Annotated in this window: 21 protein-coding genes; 10 read left to right on the forward strand and 11 right to left on the reverse strand. The window is 64.6% G+C overall.

Annotated features, from left to right (window positions below):
• The first annotated feature begins 59 nt into the window (after positions 1-59).
• Complete coding sequence (locus ACZYZF_RS05305; protein ID WP_463743197.1) at positions 60-248, forward strand: ferredoxin; 189 nt, start codon at positions 60-62, stop codon at positions 246-248.
• Positions 249-325: 77 nt separating this feature from the next.
• Entirely contained in the window at positions 326-1834 is a 1509-nt protein-coding gene (locus ACZYZF_RS05310) for a GMC family oxidoreductase (protein ID WP_463834759.1), read from the forward strand.
• A 28-nt stretch (positions 1835-1862) separates the two neighbouring features.
• On the opposite strand, the gene ACZYZF_RS05315 is transcribed toward ACZYZF_RS05310, so the two are convergent.
• On the reverse strand, positions 1863-2744 hold the full coding sequence (locus ACZYZF_RS05315) for a LysR family transcriptional regulator (RefSeq protein WP_463744133.1): 882 nt from the start codon (positions 2742-2744) through the stop codon (positions 1863-1865).
• Positions 2745-2853: 109 nt separating this feature from the next.
• On the opposite strand from ACZYZF_RS05315, the gene ACZYZF_RS05320 reads away from it, so the two are divergent.
• Complete coding sequence (locus tag ACZYZF_RS05320; RefSeq protein WP_463834760.1) at positions 2854-3291, forward strand: cupin domain-containing protein; 438 nt, start codon at positions 2854-2856, stop codon at positions 3289-3291.
• Positions 3288-4211 (forward strand): NADP-dependent oxidoreductase, encoded by a 924-nt coding sequence (locus ACZYZF_RS05325; RefSeq protein WP_463834761.1) that lies wholly within the window; start codon positions 3288-3290, stop codon positions 4209-4211. The genes ACZYZF_RS05320 and ACZYZF_RS05325 overlap by 4 nt, the downstream gene beginning before the upstream one ends.
• 6 nt (positions 4212-4217) lie before the next feature.
• Here ACZYZF_RS05325 and ACZYZF_RS05330 read toward each other — a convergent pair whose 3' ends face one another.
• The 5 genes from ACZYZF_RS05330 to ACZYZF_RS05350 are packed head-to-tail and all read right to left on the reverse strand — an operon-like array spanning position 4218 to position 8581.
• Positions 4218-5063: a TauD/TfdA dioxygenase family protein gene (locus tag ACZYZF_RS05330; protein ID WP_463834762.1), complete on the reverse strand. Its 846-nt coding sequence runs from the start codon at positions 5061-5063 to the stop codon at positions 4218-4220.
• 28 nt (positions 5064-5091) lie between these two features.
• Entirely contained in the window at positions 5092-5427 is a 336-nt protein-coding gene (locus ACZYZF_RS05335) for a hypothetical protein (protein ID WP_463834763.1), read from the reverse strand.
• The gene (locus ACZYZF_RS05340; protein WP_463834764.1) at positions 5424-6698 is read right to left on the reverse strand and encodes an aromatic ring-hydroxylating oxygenase subunit alpha; all 1275 of its coding nucleotides are present in this window, start codon (positions 6696-6698) and stop codon (positions 5424-5426) included. The genes ACZYZF_RS05335 and ACZYZF_RS05340 overlap by 4 nt, the downstream gene beginning before the upstream one ends.
• Positions 6699-6753: 55 nt before the next feature.
• Entirely contained in the window at positions 6754-7512 is a 759-nt protein-coding gene (locus tag ACZYZF_RS05345) for an SDR family NAD(P)-dependent oxidoreductase (RefSeq protein ID WP_463743190.1), read from the reverse strand.
• Positions 7505-8581 (reverse strand): 2Fe-2S iron-sulfur cluster-binding protein, encoded by a 1077-nt coding sequence (locus ACZYZF_RS05350; protein ID WP_463743189.1) that lies wholly within the window; start codon positions 8579-8581, stop codon positions 7505-7507. Before ACZYZF_RS05350 ends, ACZYZF_RS05345 begins: the two co-directional genes overlap by 8 nt.
• A gap of 168 nt (positions 8582-8749) precedes the next feature.
• Here ACZYZF_RS05350 and ACZYZF_RS05355 point away from each other — a divergent pair, with 168 nt between their 5' ends.
• On the forward strand, positions 8750-9847 hold the full coding sequence (locus tag ACZYZF_RS05355) for a fatty acid desaturase family protein (protein WP_463743188.1): 1098 nt from the start codon (positions 8750-8752) through the stop codon (positions 9845-9847).
• Between the two features lie 34 nt (positions 9848-9881).
• Here the strand turns inward: ACZYZF_RS05355 and ACZYZF_RS05360 are convergent, their stop codons facing one another.
• The 4 genes from ACZYZF_RS05360 to ACZYZF_RS05375 are packed head-to-tail and all read right to left on the reverse strand — an operon-like array spanning position 9882 to position 13250.
• Positions 9882-10334 carry a MarR family winged helix-turn-helix transcriptional regulator gene (locus tag ACZYZF_RS05360; RefSeq protein ID WP_463743187.1) on the reverse strand — a complete coding sequence of 151 codons (453 nt, stop codon included), beginning with the start codon at positions 10332-10334 and terminating at the stop codon, positions 9882-9884.
• A 24-nt stretch (positions 10335-10358) separates the two neighbouring features.
• Positions 10359-11654 (reverse strand): metal-dependent hydrolase family protein, encoded by a 1296-nt coding sequence (locus tag ACZYZF_RS05365; RefSeq protein ID WP_463834766.1) that lies wholly within the window; start codon positions 11652-11654, stop codon positions 10359-10361.
• Positions 11651-11980: a hypothetical protein gene (locus tag ACZYZF_RS05370; RefSeq protein ID WP_463743185.1), complete on the reverse strand. Its 330-nt coding sequence runs from the start codon at positions 11978-11980 to the stop codon at positions 11651-11653. The genes ACZYZF_RS05365 and ACZYZF_RS05370 overlap by 4 nt, the downstream gene beginning before the upstream one ends.
• Before the next feature lie 4 nt (positions 11981-11984).
• Positions 11985-13250, reverse strand: coding sequence for an aromatic ring-hydroxylating oxygenase subunit alpha (locus ACZYZF_RS05375; protein WP_463743184.1), 1266 nt, complete (start codon positions 13248-13250; stop codon positions 11985-11987).
• 145 nt (positions 13251-13395) lie between these two features.
• On the opposite strand from ACZYZF_RS05375, the gene ACZYZF_RS05380 reads away from it, so the two are divergent.
• Together ACZYZF_RS05380 and ACZYZF_RS05385 are read left to right on the forward strand one after the other, a co-directional pair.
• A complete protein-coding gene (locus tag ACZYZF_RS05380; protein WP_463834768.1) occupies positions 13396-14856 on the forward strand; it encodes an aldehyde dehydrogenase in 1461 nt (486 codons plus the stop codon).
• Between the two features lie 10 nt (positions 14857-14866).
• Positions 14867-16012 (forward strand): amidohydrolase family protein, encoded by a 1146-nt coding sequence (locus ACZYZF_RS05385; RefSeq protein ID WP_463743182.1) that lies wholly within the window; start codon positions 14867-14869, stop codon positions 16010-16012.
• 2 nt (positions 16013-16014) lie between these two features.
• Here the strand turns inward: ACZYZF_RS05385 and ACZYZF_RS05390 are convergent, their stop codons facing one another.
• Entirely contained in the window at positions 16015-16617 is a 603-nt protein-coding gene (locus tag ACZYZF_RS05390; RefSeq protein WP_463743181.1) for a TetR/AcrR family transcriptional regulator, read from the reverse strand.
• A gap of 125 nt (positions 16618-16742) precedes the next feature.
• On the opposite strand from ACZYZF_RS05390, the gene ACZYZF_RS05395 reads away from it, so the two are divergent.
• From ACZYZF_RS05395 to ACZYZF_RS05405, 3 genes are read left to right on the forward strand one after another with little or no spacing between them, the layout of a single operon-like run.
• Positions 16743-17921 carry a spirocyclase AveC family protein gene (locus tag ACZYZF_RS05395; RefSeq protein ID WP_463834769.1) on the forward strand — a complete coding sequence of 393 codons (1179 nt, stop codon included), beginning with the start codon at positions 16743-16745 and terminating at the stop codon, positions 17919-17921.
• A complete protein-coding gene (locus ACZYZF_RS05400) occupies positions 17908-18729 on the forward strand; it encodes an AAA family ATPase (RefSeq protein WP_463743179.1) in 822 nt (273 codons plus the stop codon). The genes ACZYZF_RS05395 and ACZYZF_RS05400 overlap by 14 nt, the downstream gene beginning before the upstream one ends.
• A complete protein-coding gene (locus tag ACZYZF_RS05405) occupies positions 18726-20408 on the forward strand; it encodes a nitric oxide reductase activation protein NorD (RefSeq protein WP_463743178.1) in 1683 nt (560 codons plus the stop codon). The genes ACZYZF_RS05400 and ACZYZF_RS05405 overlap by 4 nt, the downstream gene beginning before the upstream one ends.
• Positions 20409-20413: the final 5 nt, after the last annotated feature.

Below are 20413 nucleotides of genomic sequence, written 5' to 3' on the forward strand. Positions count from 1 at the left end.
TCGGATGAGCGGTATCATTTCTACAAGAAGAACTTGGATAAACTCCGCTGGAGGTTACCGTGCGCGTCGAAGTCGACCTCGATCGCTGTGAAGGCAATGCCGTCTGCGAGAAGCTCGCACCGCAGCTGTTTCAACTCGATGAGGACGACTACTCGGTGGTCCAACTGGACCCGGTCCCGGCTGAGTTGGAAGAACTCGCCGCTCTTGCGATAGAGGAATGTCCGCGGGCCGCACTTCGGCGCGGCTAGCCAGGTGCTGAATCTGTCTGTCGACCAAATGGTGGATCCGCCCACGCATCTCGGGAGAACTGGTTAGCCTCCGTTCCATGCCTGCCGCCGACGTTGCCGACTTCATCGTCGTCGGTGCCGGGTCGGCCGGATCGATCGTGGCGTCAAAGCTGGCGTCGGCAGGTGCGGACGTGGTGCTGGTCGAGGCCGGAGGCACGGATCGTCGACCGGACGTCCGGGTCCCCACCGGGATTGCCTCGCTCTACCTGACTGCCAACTGGAAACACCAGTGCGCACCCGATCCGAGCAAGGGTGACGTCGTCGAGCACTTCCCTGGCGGCCGCATCATCGGCGGTAGCGGGTCGATCAACGCCATGGTCTATGTGCGCGGTCGTGCCGCGGACTACGACGGCTGGGCCGAGGCCGGATGCCATGGCTGGTCGTTCGATCAGGTTCTGCCGCATTTCAAGGCAATCGAGAACTGGATCGGTGGAGCCGACGAATATCGCGGCGACGCCGGGCCGATTTCGGTGTCGTGGTGTGGGCACCGCCACGAGGTTGACGAAGCGTTCATCGCTGCCGCCACCGAGGCCGGACATGATCTCAACCCGGACCAGAACGGCCTGTCACAACTGGGCGTGTCCCGAACTCAGGTCAACCAACGTCGAGGCCTGCGGGTTTCCTCGGCGCGTGGCTTCCTTCGATCACTGCCGCGAGATCGACGGCCGCGACTGCTCGCCAGGACGACAGTGTCGAAGGTCCTCGTCGAGAACGGTCGAGCCGTCGGCATCGAATGCCGGGGACGCAAACTTCTTGCCCGCCAAGAAGTTATCTTGAGTGCAGGCGCCATTGGCTCGCCGGCGTTGCTGATGCGCTCGGGAATCGGGCCATCGGGCACCACACTCGAACTTCCCGGCGTCGGTGAGAACTTCCAGGACCACCTGGTAGGTACTCAATTCTGGGCGTCGAAGGTGCCCACCGCAAATACACTCGGTGCGGTCGGGGCGCTGATGGGCATTCGTTCCTTGCTGATGCACGGTGACGGCCTACTCACGATGTCGCCTTTCGAAGCCCAGATCTTCACCGATGACTTCCAAATCGCGGTCAGCCCCATACATTACGAACTCAATGCCAGCACTGGCCGGACGGCGATCGAGCGTGTCGACGGGTTCACGGTTTACACCGTGCTCATGCATCCTCAGGCCAGGGGCCGGGTCGGACTGCGCGACGGGAAAGCCCGGATCGAATTCCAGCGTTTGGGCGACGGTGACGACGTCGATCGGCTACGCAAGGGAATGAGTCTGGCCCGTGATGTCGTCGAGGGAGGGTCGGCGATGAAAGGCGTTGCCGGCGCGTACCTCAACCCCGGCGAGCAGGATCGTGCGTGGCTGGCCCGGCGGGAAACCAGCATCGGCCACGCCGTTGGAACCTGCCGGATGGGCACCGATGACGCGTCGGTCGTGGACTCCGAATTACGGGTACACGGCATCGACGGACTCCGCGTCATCGATGCGTCCGTCATGCCGACATTGACTTCGGGCAACACCAACGCGCCGACGATGATGATCGCCCACCGCGCTGCCGATCTCGTGCTGCACAGCGCCTGACCCACCCTTATCCTGCACGCCGACCAGGTCAGACGGAGGCGAGGAGAAATTCTGCCAGTTTGGTGCTGGCAGGCCCCAGCCGCGACTGTTCGGCCGAAGCGAGGTAGATGTCCCACATGATTGCCGGTCGTATCTCGACGGCGCGAAGGTCTGGATAGCGGGCGGCTTCACTGGCGGGCATGACGATGGTCCCGAGGCCGTGTCGGACCAGACGGCCGGCGATCGAGTACTCGAGGGCCACCTCGTGCGACACCCGCGCCGTCACACCGGCCGCTGCGAACGCGGCATCGACGAGACGTCTGAGCCCGAATTCGGACGGAAAACCGATCAGATCCTCATCGCAGAGCTCGGTGACTTCTACAGCACTGCGGTGTGCGAGCGGATGATCGGTACGGCAGACGAACACCATCGGCTCCTGGCACAGCAACTGCATCTGAACGCGGGCGGGGAACCGGTCGGGGGCCGACACAAGAGCCAGATCGAGAGATCCGTCGGTGATCGCCGAGAGATAGGCCATGGAGCCAATTTGGCTCTGCCGCAACCTGATGCGGACAAGCGGATAATCGCGGTGAAAGTCGCCCAGCACCTTCGGCACGTCGAGAGTGCCGAATGAGATCAGCGACCCGAGGTCGACCGTTCCGGTCAGCTCCCCGTGGTACGCGCTCACCGCATCCTTTGCCAGCCGCGCGGTCTGGACCACCTGGCGGGCGTGCTCGCGGAACAACTCTCCTGCAGGCGTGATTCTGATTTGGTGTTTGGAGCGGTCGAACAGTTCCACGCCGAGTTCCTTCTCCAGTTTCGCCACCGCCGTGGACAGGGCCGACTGGACAACATGCGTCTGGTTCGCGGCTCGGGAGAAGCTCATTTCGCTGGCGACCGCGATGAAGTACTCAAGCTGGCGAAGTTCCATGTTCGGAGTATCGCGCTTCGCGATAGAGATGATCAATATTGTTCGTTGGACTTGATGGACCAGCGTTGGTCTGATGGACGGACGACGGTTCGAACGAAGGAAATGAACAATGCTGGCTGCAGGCAACGTCACGGTCAACGACCTTCTGTGCGTCACCCCGCCGCGGATACCCGATGGTGCGCATGCGATGACGCAGATCATCGAGCTCCCGCCGGCCGACCCCGGGGTACAACCGCACCGCCACTCGGGACCGGTCTTCGGTTATGTCCTTGAGGGTTCGATCCTGTTCGAGCTGGAGGGTGAGGAGCCCAGGAAAATTGTTGCGGGCGGGGCGTTCTGGGAACCAGGCGGGGATGTGGTCCACTACCAGGCCGCCAATCTGGAGCCGCACCACCGCAGTGTGTTCCTGGCGGTCTGCATCTGTGCACCAGGCGTCGACATGATCACCATGCTGGATCCCGAGGAGATCAAGACCCGCGAGCACCTGCGTCATCCGAGCGCACGTCAAATCACGATCGGCTCACCGGGAAACGAGGTACAACCGTGAAAGCAGTAATCACCGGCGACCGCGCAGCGGGCGTGGCCGGATTGGCGCTGTCGGAGATTCCGTACCCGCATGCGGCCGAGAATGACGTCATCGTCCAGGTGCACGCGGCCGCGTTCACACCTGGCGAGCTGGATTGGCCGGGAACGTGGGTCGATCGCGCGGGGCGGGACAGAACGCCTACCGTACCGGGGCACGAAGTCTCCGGAACGGTTGTCGAACTTGGCTATGGCACAACGGGTGTGACGATCGGGCAGCGGGTCTTCGGGGTCACCGACTGGGCCCGCAACGGCACACTCGCGGAGTACGTAGCCGTCGAAGCGCGCAATCTTGCGCCGCTTTCGGCCGATGTCGACCACACTGTGGCGGCCGCAATTCCTATCTCCGGCCTGACGGCTTGGCAGGGTTTGTTCGACCACGGGCACCTGACTTCTGGGCAGACCGTGCTGATCCACGGGGTGGTGGGCGCTGTCGGCTCGATCGCCGCGCAGCTGGCGCGAGCACAGGGGGCCCGGGTGATCGGCACGGGGCGAGCCGCGCAGCAGGACACCGCGCTCGCTCTCGGTGTCGACACGTTCGTGGAGCTCGAAGCCGGGTGGACAGAAGCCGTCGGTCAGGTCGACGTGGTCTTCGACGTGATCGGCGGTGAGATCCTGGATCGTTCAGCACAGGTGGTGCGGCCGGGCGGCACCCTGGTCACCATCGCCGAACCGCCGCGGGTCCAGCCAGCAGACGCACGAGCGGTCTTCTTCGTCGTCGAACCGGACCGGGACCAGCTTGTCACGCTGGAGCGCAAACTCCGCAGGGGCCGGCTGCGGCCGTCCGTCGGCACGGTACTTCCGCTCTCAGATGCACTGTCGGCATTCGATCCGGCAAAACGCGTCGCGGGTAAGACCATCATCAGGGTCGTCGACGGCAGCTGAAGGGGGCTACTGGATCGGCTCGTCTCCGAGCACGGTGGTGCGCAGCATGTGCCGCGGTGAGTTGGGCTCGTAGGGTGCGGCGCGGTGCAGGACGCCCTGGTTGTCCCAGATGACGGTGTCGCCGACCGACCACTTGTGGCTGTACACCCTGTCGGCGGTAGTGGCGTGGGCGAGGAGTTCGGCGAGGAGGGCTCGGCCCTCTTCGCGGTCCATGCCGACGATGTAGTCCGCCGAAGCGCCCAGTACCAACGACTTTCGCCCGTTGCGGTGCGTCCACACCAGCGGGTTCTCGTGGGTCGGCCGGGCCTGCCATCGGCTCAGCTGATCGGCGGTCGGATCCGGATAGACCCGTCGCTGTGAGGCTTCCAGGGAGTGGACCACCCGCAGCGTCCGGTAGCGCTCCTTCTCGGCCTCACCGAGCGAGTCGTAGGCCGCGTAGGTGTTGGCGAACTCGGTCTCACCGCCCCGCGCGGCGACTTCGAGGGCGGACAGCACGGTGGCTTTCTGCGGGCATTCGTCGTGCATGGGAGTGCAGCCGTCGATATGCCAGTCGAACGTCGCCTTGAGGTATTCGGCCGCCTTGTTCTTCGACTTGTCCAAGGTGATCGGATAGATGCCCGACACGGGGTGGTGGCCGTCGGCCGAGCGGTCGATCTCGCCCAGGCGCTGTGAGAAAGCTACTTGGGCTTCGGGATTCAGGTGCAAGCCGTGGAACACCAGTACCCCGTTGTCTTCCAGTGCGTCCAGCACCGCAGCTCCCAGGCTGTCGTCGGTGCCCAGGCGTTCCGGGTCGACGCCGACAACCTCGGCGCCCACCGAAGCGGTCAGCTTGTTGATGGTCAACACACTCATCGGTGTGTCCTTTCGTGTTCGGTGCCGGTTATGGCCGTGGGTCTCCGGTGCGGATCATGACTGCGTCGGCGGCGTCGATCGGGGCGGAATGGTGCATGATCTCCACCGACATCGAGACCATGATCAGCGAATAGATCATGTGCAGCAGGTTGAGCGCATCGTCGGGAACGTCGTCGAGCGGAAACTTGTCGCAGTATTCGATCGCCTCTTCGAGCCGTGGGAAGAAGGCATCGTAGAACTGGTGCATTTCAGGCATGGTGCTGGCCATGCGGCGGTCCCAGCGTTCGGTTTCTGATGGCAGACACCAGATTTCGGCATACGGCTCGAGTTCGGCGAAAGCGCTCGGCAGTCGGGCGGATGTCATCGGGATGCTCCTGCCGGCGTGCGCTCACGCTGGTAGGCATCGACCCAGTCGACGGCCACCTTGTGCAGGTGACGCACCAGTATTTCCTGATCGTTGAGCGGGAAGTCGTCGATGACGTCGTACTCCAGTGCGGCCTGCGTGCCGCCGAGCATGCCGGCATCCTGCAGGGCGAACTCCTTGAGCACCACAGCGGCCACCTCGTGTTCGATGCGTTCGCGCACCGTGCGGGCCGGGTGGAAGTAGGTGAACGCCTCGAACCGGTGGGTGTTGTGCGAGGTGGGCCAGTAGCGGTACAGCAGGTACCAGCCGCCATAGATCAGGATCTCCAGGTTGGGAAAGATCTGAAAGTTGCTGATGCCCCACGGCTCGATGTTTCCGGGGTTGAGACCGTGCATCGGTAGGTCGCCGATGTCGGGGGTGCGCCACGGACCCACCAGCCCGCTCTGGGTGGCCCGCTCGATCGGGTACATGTACTCCGGTGCGAGTAACCAGCGCCGGGTGCCGGCGGTCGAGACGAGCCGGTGCGGACCGTCGAGTTGGAAATGCCCACAGGTGAATCCGGCGTTGGGATCCCTAACCTCCGGTGGCACCTGCTGGGTGTGCAGCGACGGCACGTGGTAGTACTCCTGGAAGGCGTCGGCGAAGATTTTCCAGTTGCTGTTGTTGTGGGCCACCCAGTCGTAGCGCTCGGTGAGCTTGCCGAACGGGTAGTCGTCGAGTGCGGTGACCATGGGGCCCAGGAACTCGCGCAGGCTTTGGCGCGGCTCGAGGTCGAAGTTGACGAACACGAATCCGGCCCACACGTCGCAGTGCACGGGGACCAGGCCGTAGTCTGCGGTATCCAGACCGGCGAAGCCGTCCGCATCGGGTAGCGATATCAGCTTTCCGTCGAGACCGTAACGCCACCCACAGCGCCGGCATTCGAACTCGTCCCCGGTGCTGCGTAATTCGGTCGCACGGAAGTCTGCCGGTACCAGAGTGTGTCCGCGTCTGCGGCACAGGTTGTGGTAGGCCCGAATGTCGCCGTCGTGGTCTTTCACCAGGAGCAGCGATGCCTCGGCGGCCTCCACCTGGCGGGTGATGTAACTGCCGACCTCGGGAGTCTCCTCGACCCGGCTGATGTTGAGCCAGGCCCGCTTGAAGACAGCCTCCCGCTCCAGAGCGTAGAACTCGGGAGAAATGGAATCCCGGAACGGTATCGGCCCGGTTCCCAGGTCCGGATAGTGCTCGGTCCAGGATCCCTCGACCGGCTTGGGCCACTTGGTTGCCATGCGAACCTCCGTGTGACTAGTGGGTTTTGGGACTGTTCGGGGCGGCCACGCGCCGCTACATCACCGCGCCGCCATTGACCCCGAGGGTCTGTCCGGTGATGAAACCGGCCTCCTCGGAGCACAGGAACCCCACGGCGGCAGCGATATCCGCTCCTGTGCCGAGCCGGCCGAGCGGAATGTTGGCGGCGATCGTCTCATTGGGCGGCAGGTAGCCCGCGGCCTGTGACTGGTGCTGCATGGGGGTCTCGATACCTGACGGCGGGATGTTGTTCACGGTGATGCCGTGCGCGGCGTACTCGCGGGCCAGCGATTTCGTCAGGGTCAGGAGGGCGCCTTTCGATGCGGCGTAGTGGGCCGCGAACGGTGTACCGCGCTGGGCGCTCGATGAGGAGATCATGACGATGCGTCCCCACCCGGCGTCGATCATGTCCGGCAGGGCCACCTGGCAACAGCGGAACGTCCCGCTCAGGTTCACCTCGAGCATCTGTGCCCAGGACTGCTCGGTGATCTCGGCGAATGGGGCGTACCCGAACATCCCCGCGCTGGTCACCAAGATACCGACCGGCCCGAGTTCACTGCGGACCTTGCCGAAGGCCTCTTCCACCGCGGCGCGATCGGTGATGTCGGCGCCGACCGCGAAGGCGGTGACGCCGGCTGATTGCAGATCATCGGTAACACGTTGAGCAGCAGTGGAATTCACGTCGAGTACGGCGACGTGATGGCCGCGCCGGCCCAACTCGTGGCAGGTCGCCTCACCCATGCCCGATCCTCCGCCGGTCACCACGGCGACCCTGTTCACGCTGGCTTTACTCATAGACCACCCTCACTGTGCGGCTGGTGGGAAGTGCTTGGCACGTCACCACCCAGCCTTCGGCAACTTCGTCGTCGTCGAGGGCGTCGTTGTTGAGCATGCGTGCGCTGCCCTCGACCACATGAGCCATACATGTTCCGCACGAACCGGTTTCGCAGGATGACGGAGCCTTGAGGCCGGCCAGGCGTGCGGTCTGCAGCAGGGTATTGCCGGCGCGGTAGGGCGCGGTAACGGTACTGCGGCCGAGTTCGATCGTCACCTCTTCGGTGACCACGGGTTCGGCAGGATCGGGAGGCGGGATCGCGGCGACGCTGAACCGCTCCAGATGCACCTGCTGTTTGGGGATCCCGGCGTCGAGGAGGACCCGCTCGACAGTGTCCATGAACGGCGCGGGACCGCACACGTAGTAGTCGGCATGAGCGCGAGCTTCGTCTTGCGGTCCGGCACTGCCGATGAAGTCGGCGATGCTTTGGGGTGAGACGACGCCGTCGAGATCGTCGAGATGGTGGTGCACGTCGACGCGACCGCTGTAGGCGTCGGTCAGGTCGGCCAATGCCTCCCGGAAGATCACCGAGTCGAGATTGCGGTTGGCGTAGAACAGCCGGGCGTTACGGGTGGTGGCGGCCAATGCCGAATGCACCAACGAGAACACCGGCGTGATGCCGCTGCCGCCGGCGAAGGTGACGACATCGCGTTCGGTGGCGGTGAGAACGAAGCGCCCCTCGGGCGGTGCGATGTGCAGTACGTCACCGACGGTTGCGGTGTCGTTGATCCAGTTGGAGACCAGGCCGTCACGATCGCGCTTGACGGTGATCCGGAGATCGGACTCGACGGCCGGTGATGAGGACATGGAATAGCACCGGCGGTGTTCGGCACCGTCGATCGTCACCCGCAGGGTGACGAACTGGCCCGCCAGGTAGCCGAATCTTCCCTTGCTCGGCTCGGGGACGTCGAGCACCAGCGATAAGGCATCGGCGGTCTCCTGGACCACCTGCTTGATCCGCACGGGCGTGAACCCGTCGGCGTCGATTACGTCGTCGGGTTCCGTGCGGGGTGTCGTCGATGTCTCCATCGGGGCCAACAATATCAAGTACTTGTCATTAATCTCAAGTGCTAGATATCGACGGCGGTGTGGGAAACCTCGATTACCTGTCGCCAGGGACGAGCCTCTAGGCTGCGGGCTGACCCTCGCGGTGGCCCGGATTGCACCGCTCCAACGCTGCACCCCGAGGACACCTTGATGGCGATCGCCGACGTTCCCAGCTACCTGCATCTCAGTAGCGCGGACGTCGAAGAGATCGCGTTTGAGCTCGACGTGCTCCGTCGTGACATCGAGGACTCGCTCGGAGCGACGGACGCGGCGTATATCCGGCGGGTGATCCATTTCCAGCGGGCACTCGACGTCGCGGCGCGTCTGGTGATCACCGGCAGCCGGTCGAAGAAGGGCTGGCTGCTGGGCACGTGCGCGCTGGCGTACGCGAAGTCCATCGAGAACATGGAGCTCGGCCACAACATCTCCCACGGCCAGTGGGACTGGATGAACGACCCTGAGATCCACTCCAACACCTGGGAGTGGGACATGGTCGGGCATTCCGCGCAGTGGCGGTACTCGCACAACTACCGGCACCACGTCTACAGCAATGTGCTCGGCATGGACGAGGACATCGGCTATCGCCTGCTGCGGGTGACACCCGACCAGCCCTGGCGCTGGTGGTACCTGGTGACCCCGGTGCGAAACCTGGTGTTGGCAGCGATGTTCGAATGGGGCATCGCCCTGCACGGGCTGCACTCGGAGCGTCTCCGGCTGGACTCGCCGGACGCTGTTGCGGTCGAGAAACGGAAGTTCTTCGGCAAGGCCGCCCGTCAGTTGGCCAAGGACTATGTGTTCCTGCCCGCCCTGAGCCTGCGCCGGTGGCGCCGAACCCTGGCGGCAAACCTCACCGCGAATGTGCTCCGGAACCTGTGGGTGTACGTGAACATCATCTGCGGGCACATCCCCGACGGCACCGAGACCTTCGACCCGGCGGTGGTCGAGGACGAGACCAAAGGCGAGTGGTACCTGCGGCAAATGCTCGGGACCGCGAACTTCAACGCGAGCCCGCTGCTGGCGATCTCGGGCGGTCACCTGTGCTACCAGATCGAGCATCACCTGTTCCCCGACCTGCCGAGCAACCGCCTTCCACAGGTCAGTGCTCGCGTACGGGAACTGTGCGAGAAGTACGACCTGCCTTACAACACGGCATCGCTTCCGCGCCAGTACTTCCGGACGCAACGGATCATCCACGGGTTGTCGTTTCCCGACGGGCTGCGCAGCATCGGCCGGCGCCGCCGCAAATAGGCCTGCCTGCTCGCCCCGTCGGGAGGCGGAGATTTCACGGGTCGATGTGGTCAGACTGCGGCGTGTGGCCGGTGCCCTGTTCGATCACCCGGCGGAGGAGTGCCTTCAGCTGCTCCTGCTCGTCGTCACTGAGTACACCGAACACCCGCTCATGGGCCGCGACGGCATCGGCGACGACGGCAGAGGCCACCGCCCGACCTTCATCGGTGAGGAAGACCTGCAGGATGCGCCCGTGCTGAGGGTCCTGTTTGCGCTCGACCAGGCCCCGCTTCTCCAACGCGGTGAGCGCGAGTTGCACGCCCTGCGGGGTGATCAGCAGCCGACGGGCCAACTCGGCGCCGGACAGCCCGGGCTGATTGGTCAACTGGCGCAGGACACCGATCTGGGCAGTGGTGACGCCGTGTTCCTTGACCGACTCGTTGACTTCGGTGAGCGAGAAATAAAACGCCTGTTTGAGCCACCACAAGGTGTTCTCGTTCAGATCCATCCTCGTTCTCCTGCCACACGCGCCTCAACCCGACGCTAGCGCACTGGGCCTTCCGTGCCTGACGATCCTGCCGTCCTTCATCACGAACCGGACGTCGAGAGTTGTCGCGATGTCGGTGCTGGGGTCCCCCGCGACGGCGATGACGTCGGCCAGATAACCCGGGGCCAGCTGCCCCAGCTCGTCGGCGGCATCGACCAGCTGTGCGGCCACCAGCGTCGCGGCCTGCAACGCCTGCATCGGGGTCATGCCGCGTTCGACGAGTGCACACAACTCCTTGGCGTTCTCGCCGTGCGGCACGGCTGGGGCGTCGGTGCCGCAGGCGATGCGAACTCCGGCGGCAATAGCTTTGGGCAGCATGGCTTTTGCGCGCGGGAACACTTCGAGTGCCTTCTTGCGCAGCTCGGGTGCGATGCGGTCGATCGCCATGGCGTCGGTGAGGTAGGTCGTGGACACCAGGAACGTGCCGTGGTCGACCATCATCTGGATTGTCTCGTCGCTGGCCAGGAATCCGTGTTCGATGCAGTCGATGCCGGCCCGGATACAGGCCTGGATGGCGGTGTCCCCGACAGCGTGGGCAGCGACTTTGACTCCGGCGCGGTGCGCCTCGTCGGCGATGGCCTCGAATTCGGCATCGGAGTACTGCTGGGCGCCCGGCGCGGTGCTGTGGGACATCACGCCGCCGGAGGCAGAGACCTTGATCAGCTTGGCGCCGTGGCGGATCTGGTACCGCACGCACGCGATGACATCCGGTACCCCGTTGGCTATGCCCTCGGCGACCGACAGCGGCATGACGCCCGGTGCCAGTCGCTGGAACACCGTGGGATCGAGATGCCCGCCGTAGGGAGTGACGGCGTGGCCGGCCGGATAGATGCGGGGCCCCTGGTGCCAGCCTTGGTCGATCGCGCGCTGCAGTGCGACGTCGAGCAGGTAGCCGCCGGTCTTGACCATCAGGCCCAGGTTGCGGACAGTGGTGAACCCGGCGTCCAGTGTGGTGCGGGCGTTCACCGCGCCGCGCAGTGTGCGGTACGCAGGGTCGTCCTGGACGCCGTGCATCGGTGTCGGCAGTCCGCCGGGATTACCCGGACCGCCGATCAGCAGGTTGAGCTCCATGTCCATCAGCCCGGGCAGCAGGGTGGCGTCGCCGAGGTCGACGACGGTGGCCGAATCCGGCAGCGGCCCTTCGGGATTGATCGAAGCGATGCGGTTGCCCTCGATGACCACGACCGCCGGGGACCGGACCTGGCCGCCTGCCACGTCCACCCAACGGGCGGCGCGAAGGACTGTCTTCGGGACTTCGGCCGCGGTCTCGCCTTGCGTCATGGAACCGGCTCGACGACGCAGTCCAACGATGTCGCACCGGAATCGGGTACCCGTGGCTGCTTCCAGCACTCCACCGGGAAGGACACCATCACCATCGAATACAGCAGGTGCATGAGGTTGAGCACGTCCTCGGGCATGTCATCGAGACTGAACTTGTCGCAGTAGCTGATCGCCTCCTCCGCGCGGGGCGTGATCGCGTCGTAGAAGGCCTGCATCTCGGTCATCGTGCTGTCCATCCGCTTGCCGTAACGCTGTGGCTCACTGGACAGACACCAGTCCGAAAACCGTTCGAGGTCGGCGAATTCGGCCGGCAGTTTCGTACTCATGGGGTCACACTCCCGCGGTCTTGCGCTGGTAGTCGTCGATCCACGCCGCGGTCTCCTTGTGCAGGTGCCGAAGCAGGATCTCCTGATCGCACAGCAGGAACTCGTCGACCACCCGGGTCTCGATCGAACTCTGGGTGGCCTCCAGGGTGTTGGCGTCCTGTAGGCCGTACTCCTTGAAGGAGACGGCGGCCAACTCCTGGCCCAGCCGCTCCCGCGGCGTGCGCGGCTGCGGGAAGTACAGCGTGCACTCGAAGGTGTGCGTGTTGAACGAGGTGGGCCAGTAGTGGTAGGTCAGATACCAGCCCTGGCCCCAGAACAACACAACGAAGTTGGGGAACAACTGGAACGAGTCCAACCCCCACGGATCGCATTTGGCCGGGTTGAGGCCCACCGGCATCTCGCCGAGATCCGGTTTCTCCCATGGGCCGAAAAGTCCACTCTGACAGATGTCCTCGATGGGCTTGCGCATCTCGTCGGGCATCTCCCAGGCCCGCACACCGGACGTGCTCACCAACCGGTGCGGCCCTTCGATCCGGTAGTGCGGTGCCTCGAAACCGGACTCCGCGGCGGCCTTCGAGTAGGCGGTGGGGGATTGGTTCGCGTGCAGGATCGGTGCGTGGTAGAACTCCTGGAAGGCATCCATGTAGAGCTTCCAATTCGCCTTCACCTCAGAGCGATAGGTGAAACGCGAGGTCATCTTGTCGAACGGGTAGCCCTCCAGATCGGTGATCATGGGGCCCAGGAATTCGCGGAGAGTTTGTTCGGGGATCTTGGCGAAGTTGACGAAGATGAACCCTTCCCACACCTCGCAGTGCACGGGAACCAGGCCGTAACGGCTCTTGTCCAGGTCGAAGAACTCGGCCTCCTGCTGGACGAAGTTGAGCTCACCGTCCAGGTCGTAACGCCAGGCGTGGTATTTGCAGGTGAACTGCCGGCACACCCCGCTGGTCTCCTCCAGCGGCATGTCGTCCCACACCAGCTTGTTGCCCCGGTGACGGCAGACGTTGTGGAAGGCCTTGATCTCCCCGGTCTTCCCGCGCACCAAGATGATCGAGGTGTTGGCGGCCTTCATCTCCCTCGTGAAGTAGCTGCCTTTGCGTGAAAGCTGTTCGACCCGGCCGACATTCAACCAGGCACGTTTGAAGATCGCCTTGCGCTCCAGTTCGTAGATCTCCGGACTGATCGAGTCTTCATACGACACCGGGCCGGTGCCGAGCTCGGGGTAGTGCTGAGTCCAGCTGCCTTCAGCCGGCTTGGGAAACCGAGCCATGCCCGCTCCTCTGAGATGTGATTCGACCGATGATGCCGACATGGGGCTGCACATGCCGGACAGGGCTTCAGGCTTGACGGTAGACGGCGGTTCCACCAATGACAAGTAGTTGATACTCTGGAAGTATCGACGCGGAAGGATCCGGATGGATCAGCATCTTGGGGAGTACCTCGGAATCGAGGCCGACTGGTCGCTCGACGGCGACCCCGCCCACGCCGTGGAGGTGATCTCCCCGCATACCGGGCAACCCATCGCGCGGGTGGCCGCGGCCGGGCCGGCCGAGGTGGACGCTGCCGTCGCGGCCGCTCGGGTGGCCGTCGACCAGGGGCCGTGGCCACGGCTCGACCCGGCGGAGCGCATCGCGACGGTGCGACGCCTCGCCGAGATCTACGCCGAACGACGCGGCGAGATGGCCCAACTGATCTCGGCCGAGATGGGTGCGCCGATCACTTTCGCTCAACGCGCGCAGGTCGGGCTTCCGACGATGATGATGTCTGCGTTCTGCGACCTGGCCGAGACCTACGCGTGGCGCGAGACCCGCACCGGTTTCTTCGGATCGGACGTACGTATCCAGAAGCAACCGGTGGGCGTCGTCGCGGCCGTCGTGCCGTGGAACATGCCGCAGTTCCTGATCGTCACCAAGCTGGTGCCCGCGTTGCTGGCCGGCTGCGCGGTGGTACTCAAACCCGCGCCCGAATCCCCGTTGGATGCACTGCTGTTGAGCGACATGCTCAAAGAGATCGGCTTGCCCGAGGGCGTCGTCTCCGTCGTCCAGGGGGATGCTGCCGTCGGTGCCCACCTGGTGGGCCACGCGGGTGTCGACAAGGTTTCCTTCACCGGATCGAGTGCCGCGGGCCGGGCCGTCGCGGCGGCCGCCGCCGCCAACTTGACCAAGGTGAGCCTCGAGCTCGGGGGCAAGTCGGCGGCCATCATCCTCGACGACGCCGACCCGGCGACGGTCGCGGCCGGGGTACGGTCGGCCAGCCTGTCCAACAGCGGCCAGATCTGCAACGCACTGACCCGCATCGTCGTCCCGGCCTCCCGGGAGCAGGAGTTCGTCGACGCCCTGGCCGATCGGATGACGGCCCTGGTCGTGGGTGATCCCGCCGATCCGGCCACCGAACTGGGACCACTCGTGTCCCGACGGCAGCAGCAGCGCGTGCGCGACTACATCGAGCTCGGGCAGCGTGAGGGCGCCCGGCTGGCCTGCGGCGGCACCGGGTTGCCCGACGGCGTGGACACCGGCTGGTATGTCCGGCCCACGCTGTTCGCCGGCGCCGACAACTCGATGCGTATCGCCCGCGAGGAGATCTTCGGTCCGGTCCTCACGGTGATCGGGTACCGGGACGAGGACGAGGCAGTCGCGATTGCCAACGACTCCGACTACGGCCTGGCGGGCTCGGTGTGGACGGCCGATCCCGAGCGGGGGATCGGGATCGCCGAGCGTGTACAAACCGGCACTTTCGGGGTAAACCAGGGGTACACGATGGATCCGTTCGCACCGTTCGGCGGCGTCAAGGACAGCGGCTACGGCCGGGAACTCGGCCGTGAAGGACTCGATGGCTATCTCGAGACCAAGTCCATCGCCGTCGCGGCCACCCGGTGATCGAGAGGGAATGACGATGACCACCACCACTCCCAGGGCTCCCGCCGCCGAACGCATCGCGGTGCGATGCGTCGACTCCGACGTGCATCCCGTGCCCCGCCGGGGCGAGCTCGGTCAGTACATCCCCGAGCCTTGGCGGTCGAGATATTTCAACACCCACGATGTCGGCGATCTGATCTACTACGACGCTCCCGATTACGCGCATGCCTACGCGATGCGCACCGATGCCTTCCCGTCCGACGGCGAATTCGCCGGCAGCAACCCCGATCTCGCATTCCGGCAGCTGATCATGGAGGCCGGGGCGGATATCGCGGTCCTGGAACCCGCGGCATATTCGGCCCACATCCCCGAGGCCAACCATGTCATGAACTGCGCGCTCAACGACTGGCAGGCCAACCATTGGCTCGATAGCCATAACAACTGGCACGAGCGCTGGCGCGGGTCCATCTGCCTGGCGGTCGAGGCCCCGGAGTTGGGGGCACAGGAGATCGAGCGGTGGGCCGGCCATCCCTACATGGCGCAGATCCTGATCAAGGCCGAGCCGCGGCCCTCCTGGGGTGACCCGAAGTACGACCCGATCTGGGCTGCGGCGACCAAGCATGACATCACGGTCAGCTGCCATCTGTCCCGCGGCGAATACGACGAACTCCCGCTTCCGCCGGTCGGGTTGCCCAGCTACAACCACGACTTCATGGTCACGTACTCGCTGCTGGCGGCCAACCAGGTGATGAGCCTGATCTTCGACGGGGTCTTCGACCGGTTCCCGACGCTGCGGGTGGTGTTCGTCGAGCACGCGTTCACCTGGATCCTGCCGTTGATGTGGCGCATGGACGCCATCTACGCGGCACGCAAGGGCTGGATGGACATCAAGCGCAAGCCGAGTGAATACGTCAAGGACCACATCAAGTTCACCACCCAGCCGCTGGACTACCCCGAGGACAAGACCGAGCTGTCACGGGCCTTCGAGTGGATGGAGTGCGACAAGATCCTGCTGTTCTCCTCGGATTACCCGCACTGGACATTCGACGATCCCCGCTGGCTGGTCAAGCACCTGCCCGAGCACGCGCGGGAGAACATCATGTTCCGCAACGGGATTCAGACCTACAAGCTCCCTGAGACTGTTCCGGTGCTCGAAGGACAGGTGCGCGTCTTCTGACGTCAGGGCAGCTTGATCGCTGACACGTACATGTCGACGATCGGGCGGTAGAGGTCGACGTCGTCGAGTTCACTGCCCAGAACGACGGCGTCACTGGTCGCGATGAGCACCTGGGCGAACGTCTTGGGTGGGATGAGCAAGGTTCCGCCGAGTTGGTCGATGCCCTCGATGATGAACTTCGTCAGTGCGTCGACAACTTCGGATCGCTTGGCGGCGACACGTTCTCGCGCGTCGGGGTTGCGCAGCAGGTAGAGCATGAACTCGTGTCCGAGCGCGGCGTGCTCGGCGCCGCGGTCTTGGCTCAGCAGGCGCCATCGCCGTGCGATCTCATCGATTTCGCGTGTACCGACCTGGTTCGCGCTCGACATCACCTCGGCGAAGTTGTCGAAGTAGCGCCGCCAATAGCGATCGCTCACGGCCAGGAACAGGTCTTCCTTGGTCGAGAAGTGCTTGTAGATGGCGCCCTTGGTATATCCGGCGGCGCGCGCGATGTCATCGAGCGTGGCTGGTGCGAAGCCTTTTTCGGCGAATACCTCCTCCGCGGCATCGAGCAGCACCGAGCGGGTGTGCTCGAGTCTGCGTTCTCGGGTCCAGCGCTCCGCCATGGCAGAAAGTCTGCCACAGAATCTGAGCGACCTATTGGAATCTCAGATACCGACCAGTATATTTGCATCGGTTGGTCCGCCTCGCGCTGACCACTGCCTCCACGATCGTCAAGGGGAAACCGATCATGAGTGATCTGTCCAAAAAGTCTGCTGTCACCGAATCGCTCAGCGGAATCGCTGAGCTCGAAAAGCAAGGTCCGTCGTCGTCGAACGCATTCAAGATCTGGGCGACCGTCGGCGGAATGGTCCTGCTGCTGACGTTGTATCTGTTCACCCGATGGGTTACCGGCCCCTACTTCGAGTCGGTGTCGGGGGGCCCGAGCGAGCCGCCGATGTACATGAAGATCCCGCTGATGGCGAACGCCGTCGTGCTCTGGATCGGCCTGCCGGTTGCCCTGTGGTTCTTCATCATTCGGCCCTGGGTGCGGGAGAGGCGTATCACGCTCGACGGCATGCTGTTGGTGTCGATGGGCCTGATGATGTTCCAGGATCCGATGCTCAACTACTACAGCACCTGGTGCACGTACAACGCCTGGCTGTTCAACCAGGGGTCATGGGCACCGCACATTCCGGGCTGGGTGGCGCACGAGGAACCGGGCCACACTGTGCCCGAACCGCTGCTGACCAACATCCCGGGCTACGCGTACGGTGTCTTGCTGCTCACCATCGTCGGATGCGCGCTCATGCGCAAGATCAAGAACCGCTGGCCCGGGATCAGCAACCTGCGGCTGGTCCTGGTCACTTACGCGGTCGCCATCGCCTTCGACTTCGTCTTGGAGGCCCTGATCATGCTGCCGATCGGGTTCTACTCCTACCCGGGCGCGATCCAGTCGCTGTCGTTCAACGCCGGCACCTATTACCAGTGGCCCATCTACGAAGGCTTGATGTGGGGTGGCGTCCAGACGGCGCTTGTCTGCCTGCGCTTCTTCACAGATGACAAGGGCCACACCGTGGTCGAACGCGGAATCGACCGGGTCCGAGGTGGATTCGTCAAGCAGCAGTTCATCCGATTCCTGGCGATCTTCGGTGGTGTCAGCGCATGCTTCTTCCTCTTCTACAACGTTCCGGCGACGTGGCTCGGCATGCACGCTGATCCGTGGCCGGAGGATGTGCAGAAGCGTTCCTACTTCAACCCCGGAATCTGTGGAGAGGGAACCGACCGACCGTGTCCGACCCCTGACCTGCCGTTACCGACCAAGCACTCCGGGTACGTCAATCACGAGGGTGAACTGGTCCTGCCGGAAGGCGTAACCATGCCGCCCGTCGTGCCGATCCAGAGGCCGAACAGCGATGACGGCCAGTAAGTTTCGGCCGCTCGCCGAACCCGGTTCACCGTCGCCGTTCTACCGGGCCGCGGGTAGGGAGATCGAGACCTTCCGAGCGGCCGCCCGCCGCGGTGCACCGGTGCTGCTCAAAGGGCCCACCGGGTGCGGAAAGACCCGTTTCGTCGAGGCGATGGCGCACGAACTCGGTCGTGAGCTCATCACCGTCGCGGGCCATGAGGACATGACATCGGCCGATCTGGTGGGCCGGTTCCTGCTGAAGGGCGGCGAAACCGTTTGGGTGGACGGCCCGTTGACCAGGGCGGTGCGGGAGGGCGCCATCTGCTATCTCGACGAGATCGTGGAGGCACGTCAGGACACGACTGTGGTCATCCATCCGCTTGCCGACCACCGGCGCGAACTGCCTATCGACCGGCTCGGCACCACCTTGTCCGCGGCCCCGGGCTTTCAACTGGTGATCTCCTACAACCCCGGTTACCAGAGCATCCTGAAGAGCCTCAAAGACTCGACCCGGCAGCGCTTCGTCGCGATCAGCCTCGACTTCCCGGCTCCAGAAGTCGAAACCGAGATCGTGGCGCATGAGGCGGGGATCGACTCATCAACCGCTGCGTCACTGGTCGTCCTCGGAAACGCCGTGCGGGATCTGGACGGCTCGGCACTGAGCGAGGTGGCCTCAACCCGCATGCTGATCCTCGCCGGCGGACTCGTCGCCGAAGGACTCAGCCTGCGCGACGCTGTCCAGTCCGCTGTGGTGGAGGTGCTGTCCGACGATGCCGATGTGATCCGGGGCCTCGGAGAACTCGTCGACGCGGTCCTGCCGCCACCGTGACCGGTCGTCCAGAGCCGCACCACTTCCGGTTCCTGGCCGGATTCCTCGCCGGGCGGTCCGTCGAGGTTTCGGCGGCCCGCGCGGACGAGTTGGCCTATACCGACGGGCAGGTCGTCTTCGTGTCGGCGAGCGCAGATCCGGACAGGCAGCGTCGCGAAGTGTTGGTCCAGAGTGCGCTTCTGGGAGCCGGAAGCCTTGACGGTCAGTACGTCAAGCGACTACGGGCACGGCCCCAGCTTGCCCGCCGCTACCTGGCGCTCGAAGGGCACCGCGTACTTGCCGAACTCGGTTCGCGTGTTTCCCTGGCGGCCGCGGTCGGCACTGACTCCGCTGCGCGGTCGGCCAGTTCCGAGGAATCGCTTCAGATCGCGCAGGGCAGAACCAAATTGGACCCACCGCCGGATTGGTTCGGGACGATCAAACCGTCCAAACTGAGCCGCGTCGACGGGGCGAGGTCACGCGCGACCGATGCCGATGTCCGGATGAACGCCGAGCACACCGATCCGTCCGAGATGGATGAGGACGATGATGACGACGACGGACCGGCAGAGAAGAGCTCGATCCTCAAACTGTTCGAGGCTCCCATCGGGACGCGGACGCCTGCGAAATTCCTGCGCACGCTGTTCGGCGGCTCCCGCTCGTCCGGAAGCGAGGGTGCCGGCGGGGAATTGGGGGTCGGCTCGATACGACGGACTTCGCGCGCCGGCGTGAATGCGCGCCCGGTACCGACCCCGATCCACTTCACCCGCGTCGAGAAGCCTGGTGCGGCCCTCGCAGTCGGCGGCGCCTTGTATCCGGAATGGGACGTCTTCAGTGGTCGCTATCGGGAGAACCGGTGCCGCGTCATCAATTTTCCGATCACCGCCACGGTGGACAGCTCAGCCGTCGGTGTGACACGTGACGCGGTTCTGCGGCGCAGACTGGCGAGAGTGGGCCTCGGTCCCAAAGTGTTGCGCGCCCGTGCCGACGGCGACGACGTGGACAACGAGGCCTTGATCGACCTGTTCGTCGATCTGCGCTCAGGTTATTCACCTCCCGAGCACGTGTACACGGAGCGCCGCAAGCTCGCCCGCAACCTCGGTGTGCTCATCCTCGTCGACGCTTCGGGATCGGCGACCGATGCCGATGGCGACGGTCTCGCCGTCCACGACCATCAACGTCGCGCGGCCGCGACACTCGCCGCGACACTCGAGGAACTCGGCGACCGTGTCGCGGTATACGGGTTCCGCTCACAGGGCCGCCAAGCAGTGCACCTGCCTGTCATCAAGACCTTCGAGCAACGCTTCGGCGCCGCCGAACGATCCCGGCTCAGCCAACTGCAGCCATTCGGCTACACCCGGCTCGGTGCCGGCATCCGTGGCGCGGGGGAGATCCTCAAAAACCAGGCAGGAACGCCACATCGGCTGCTGATCGTGCTGTCGGACGGCTACCCGTACGACGATGGCTACGAGGGCCGATACGCCCAGGCCGACACCGCCAAGGCCTTAGAAGAACTACGGGCCGAGAGCGTGGCCTGTCTGTGTCTGTCCATTGGTGCACCCGCCGATGCCGACGCGCTCGTTCAGGTATTCGGCTCGAGCAGTCATGCGGGAGCCCCGACGTTGTCGGAGCTGAGCCCGCGGATGGATGAGTTGTTCTTGTCGGCGCTGGCCGAACTGGCCGCTCCGAAGCCACGGTGACGTGA

The sequence above is a fragment of the Mycobacterium sp. IDUB_24 genome, assembly GCF_055419385.1.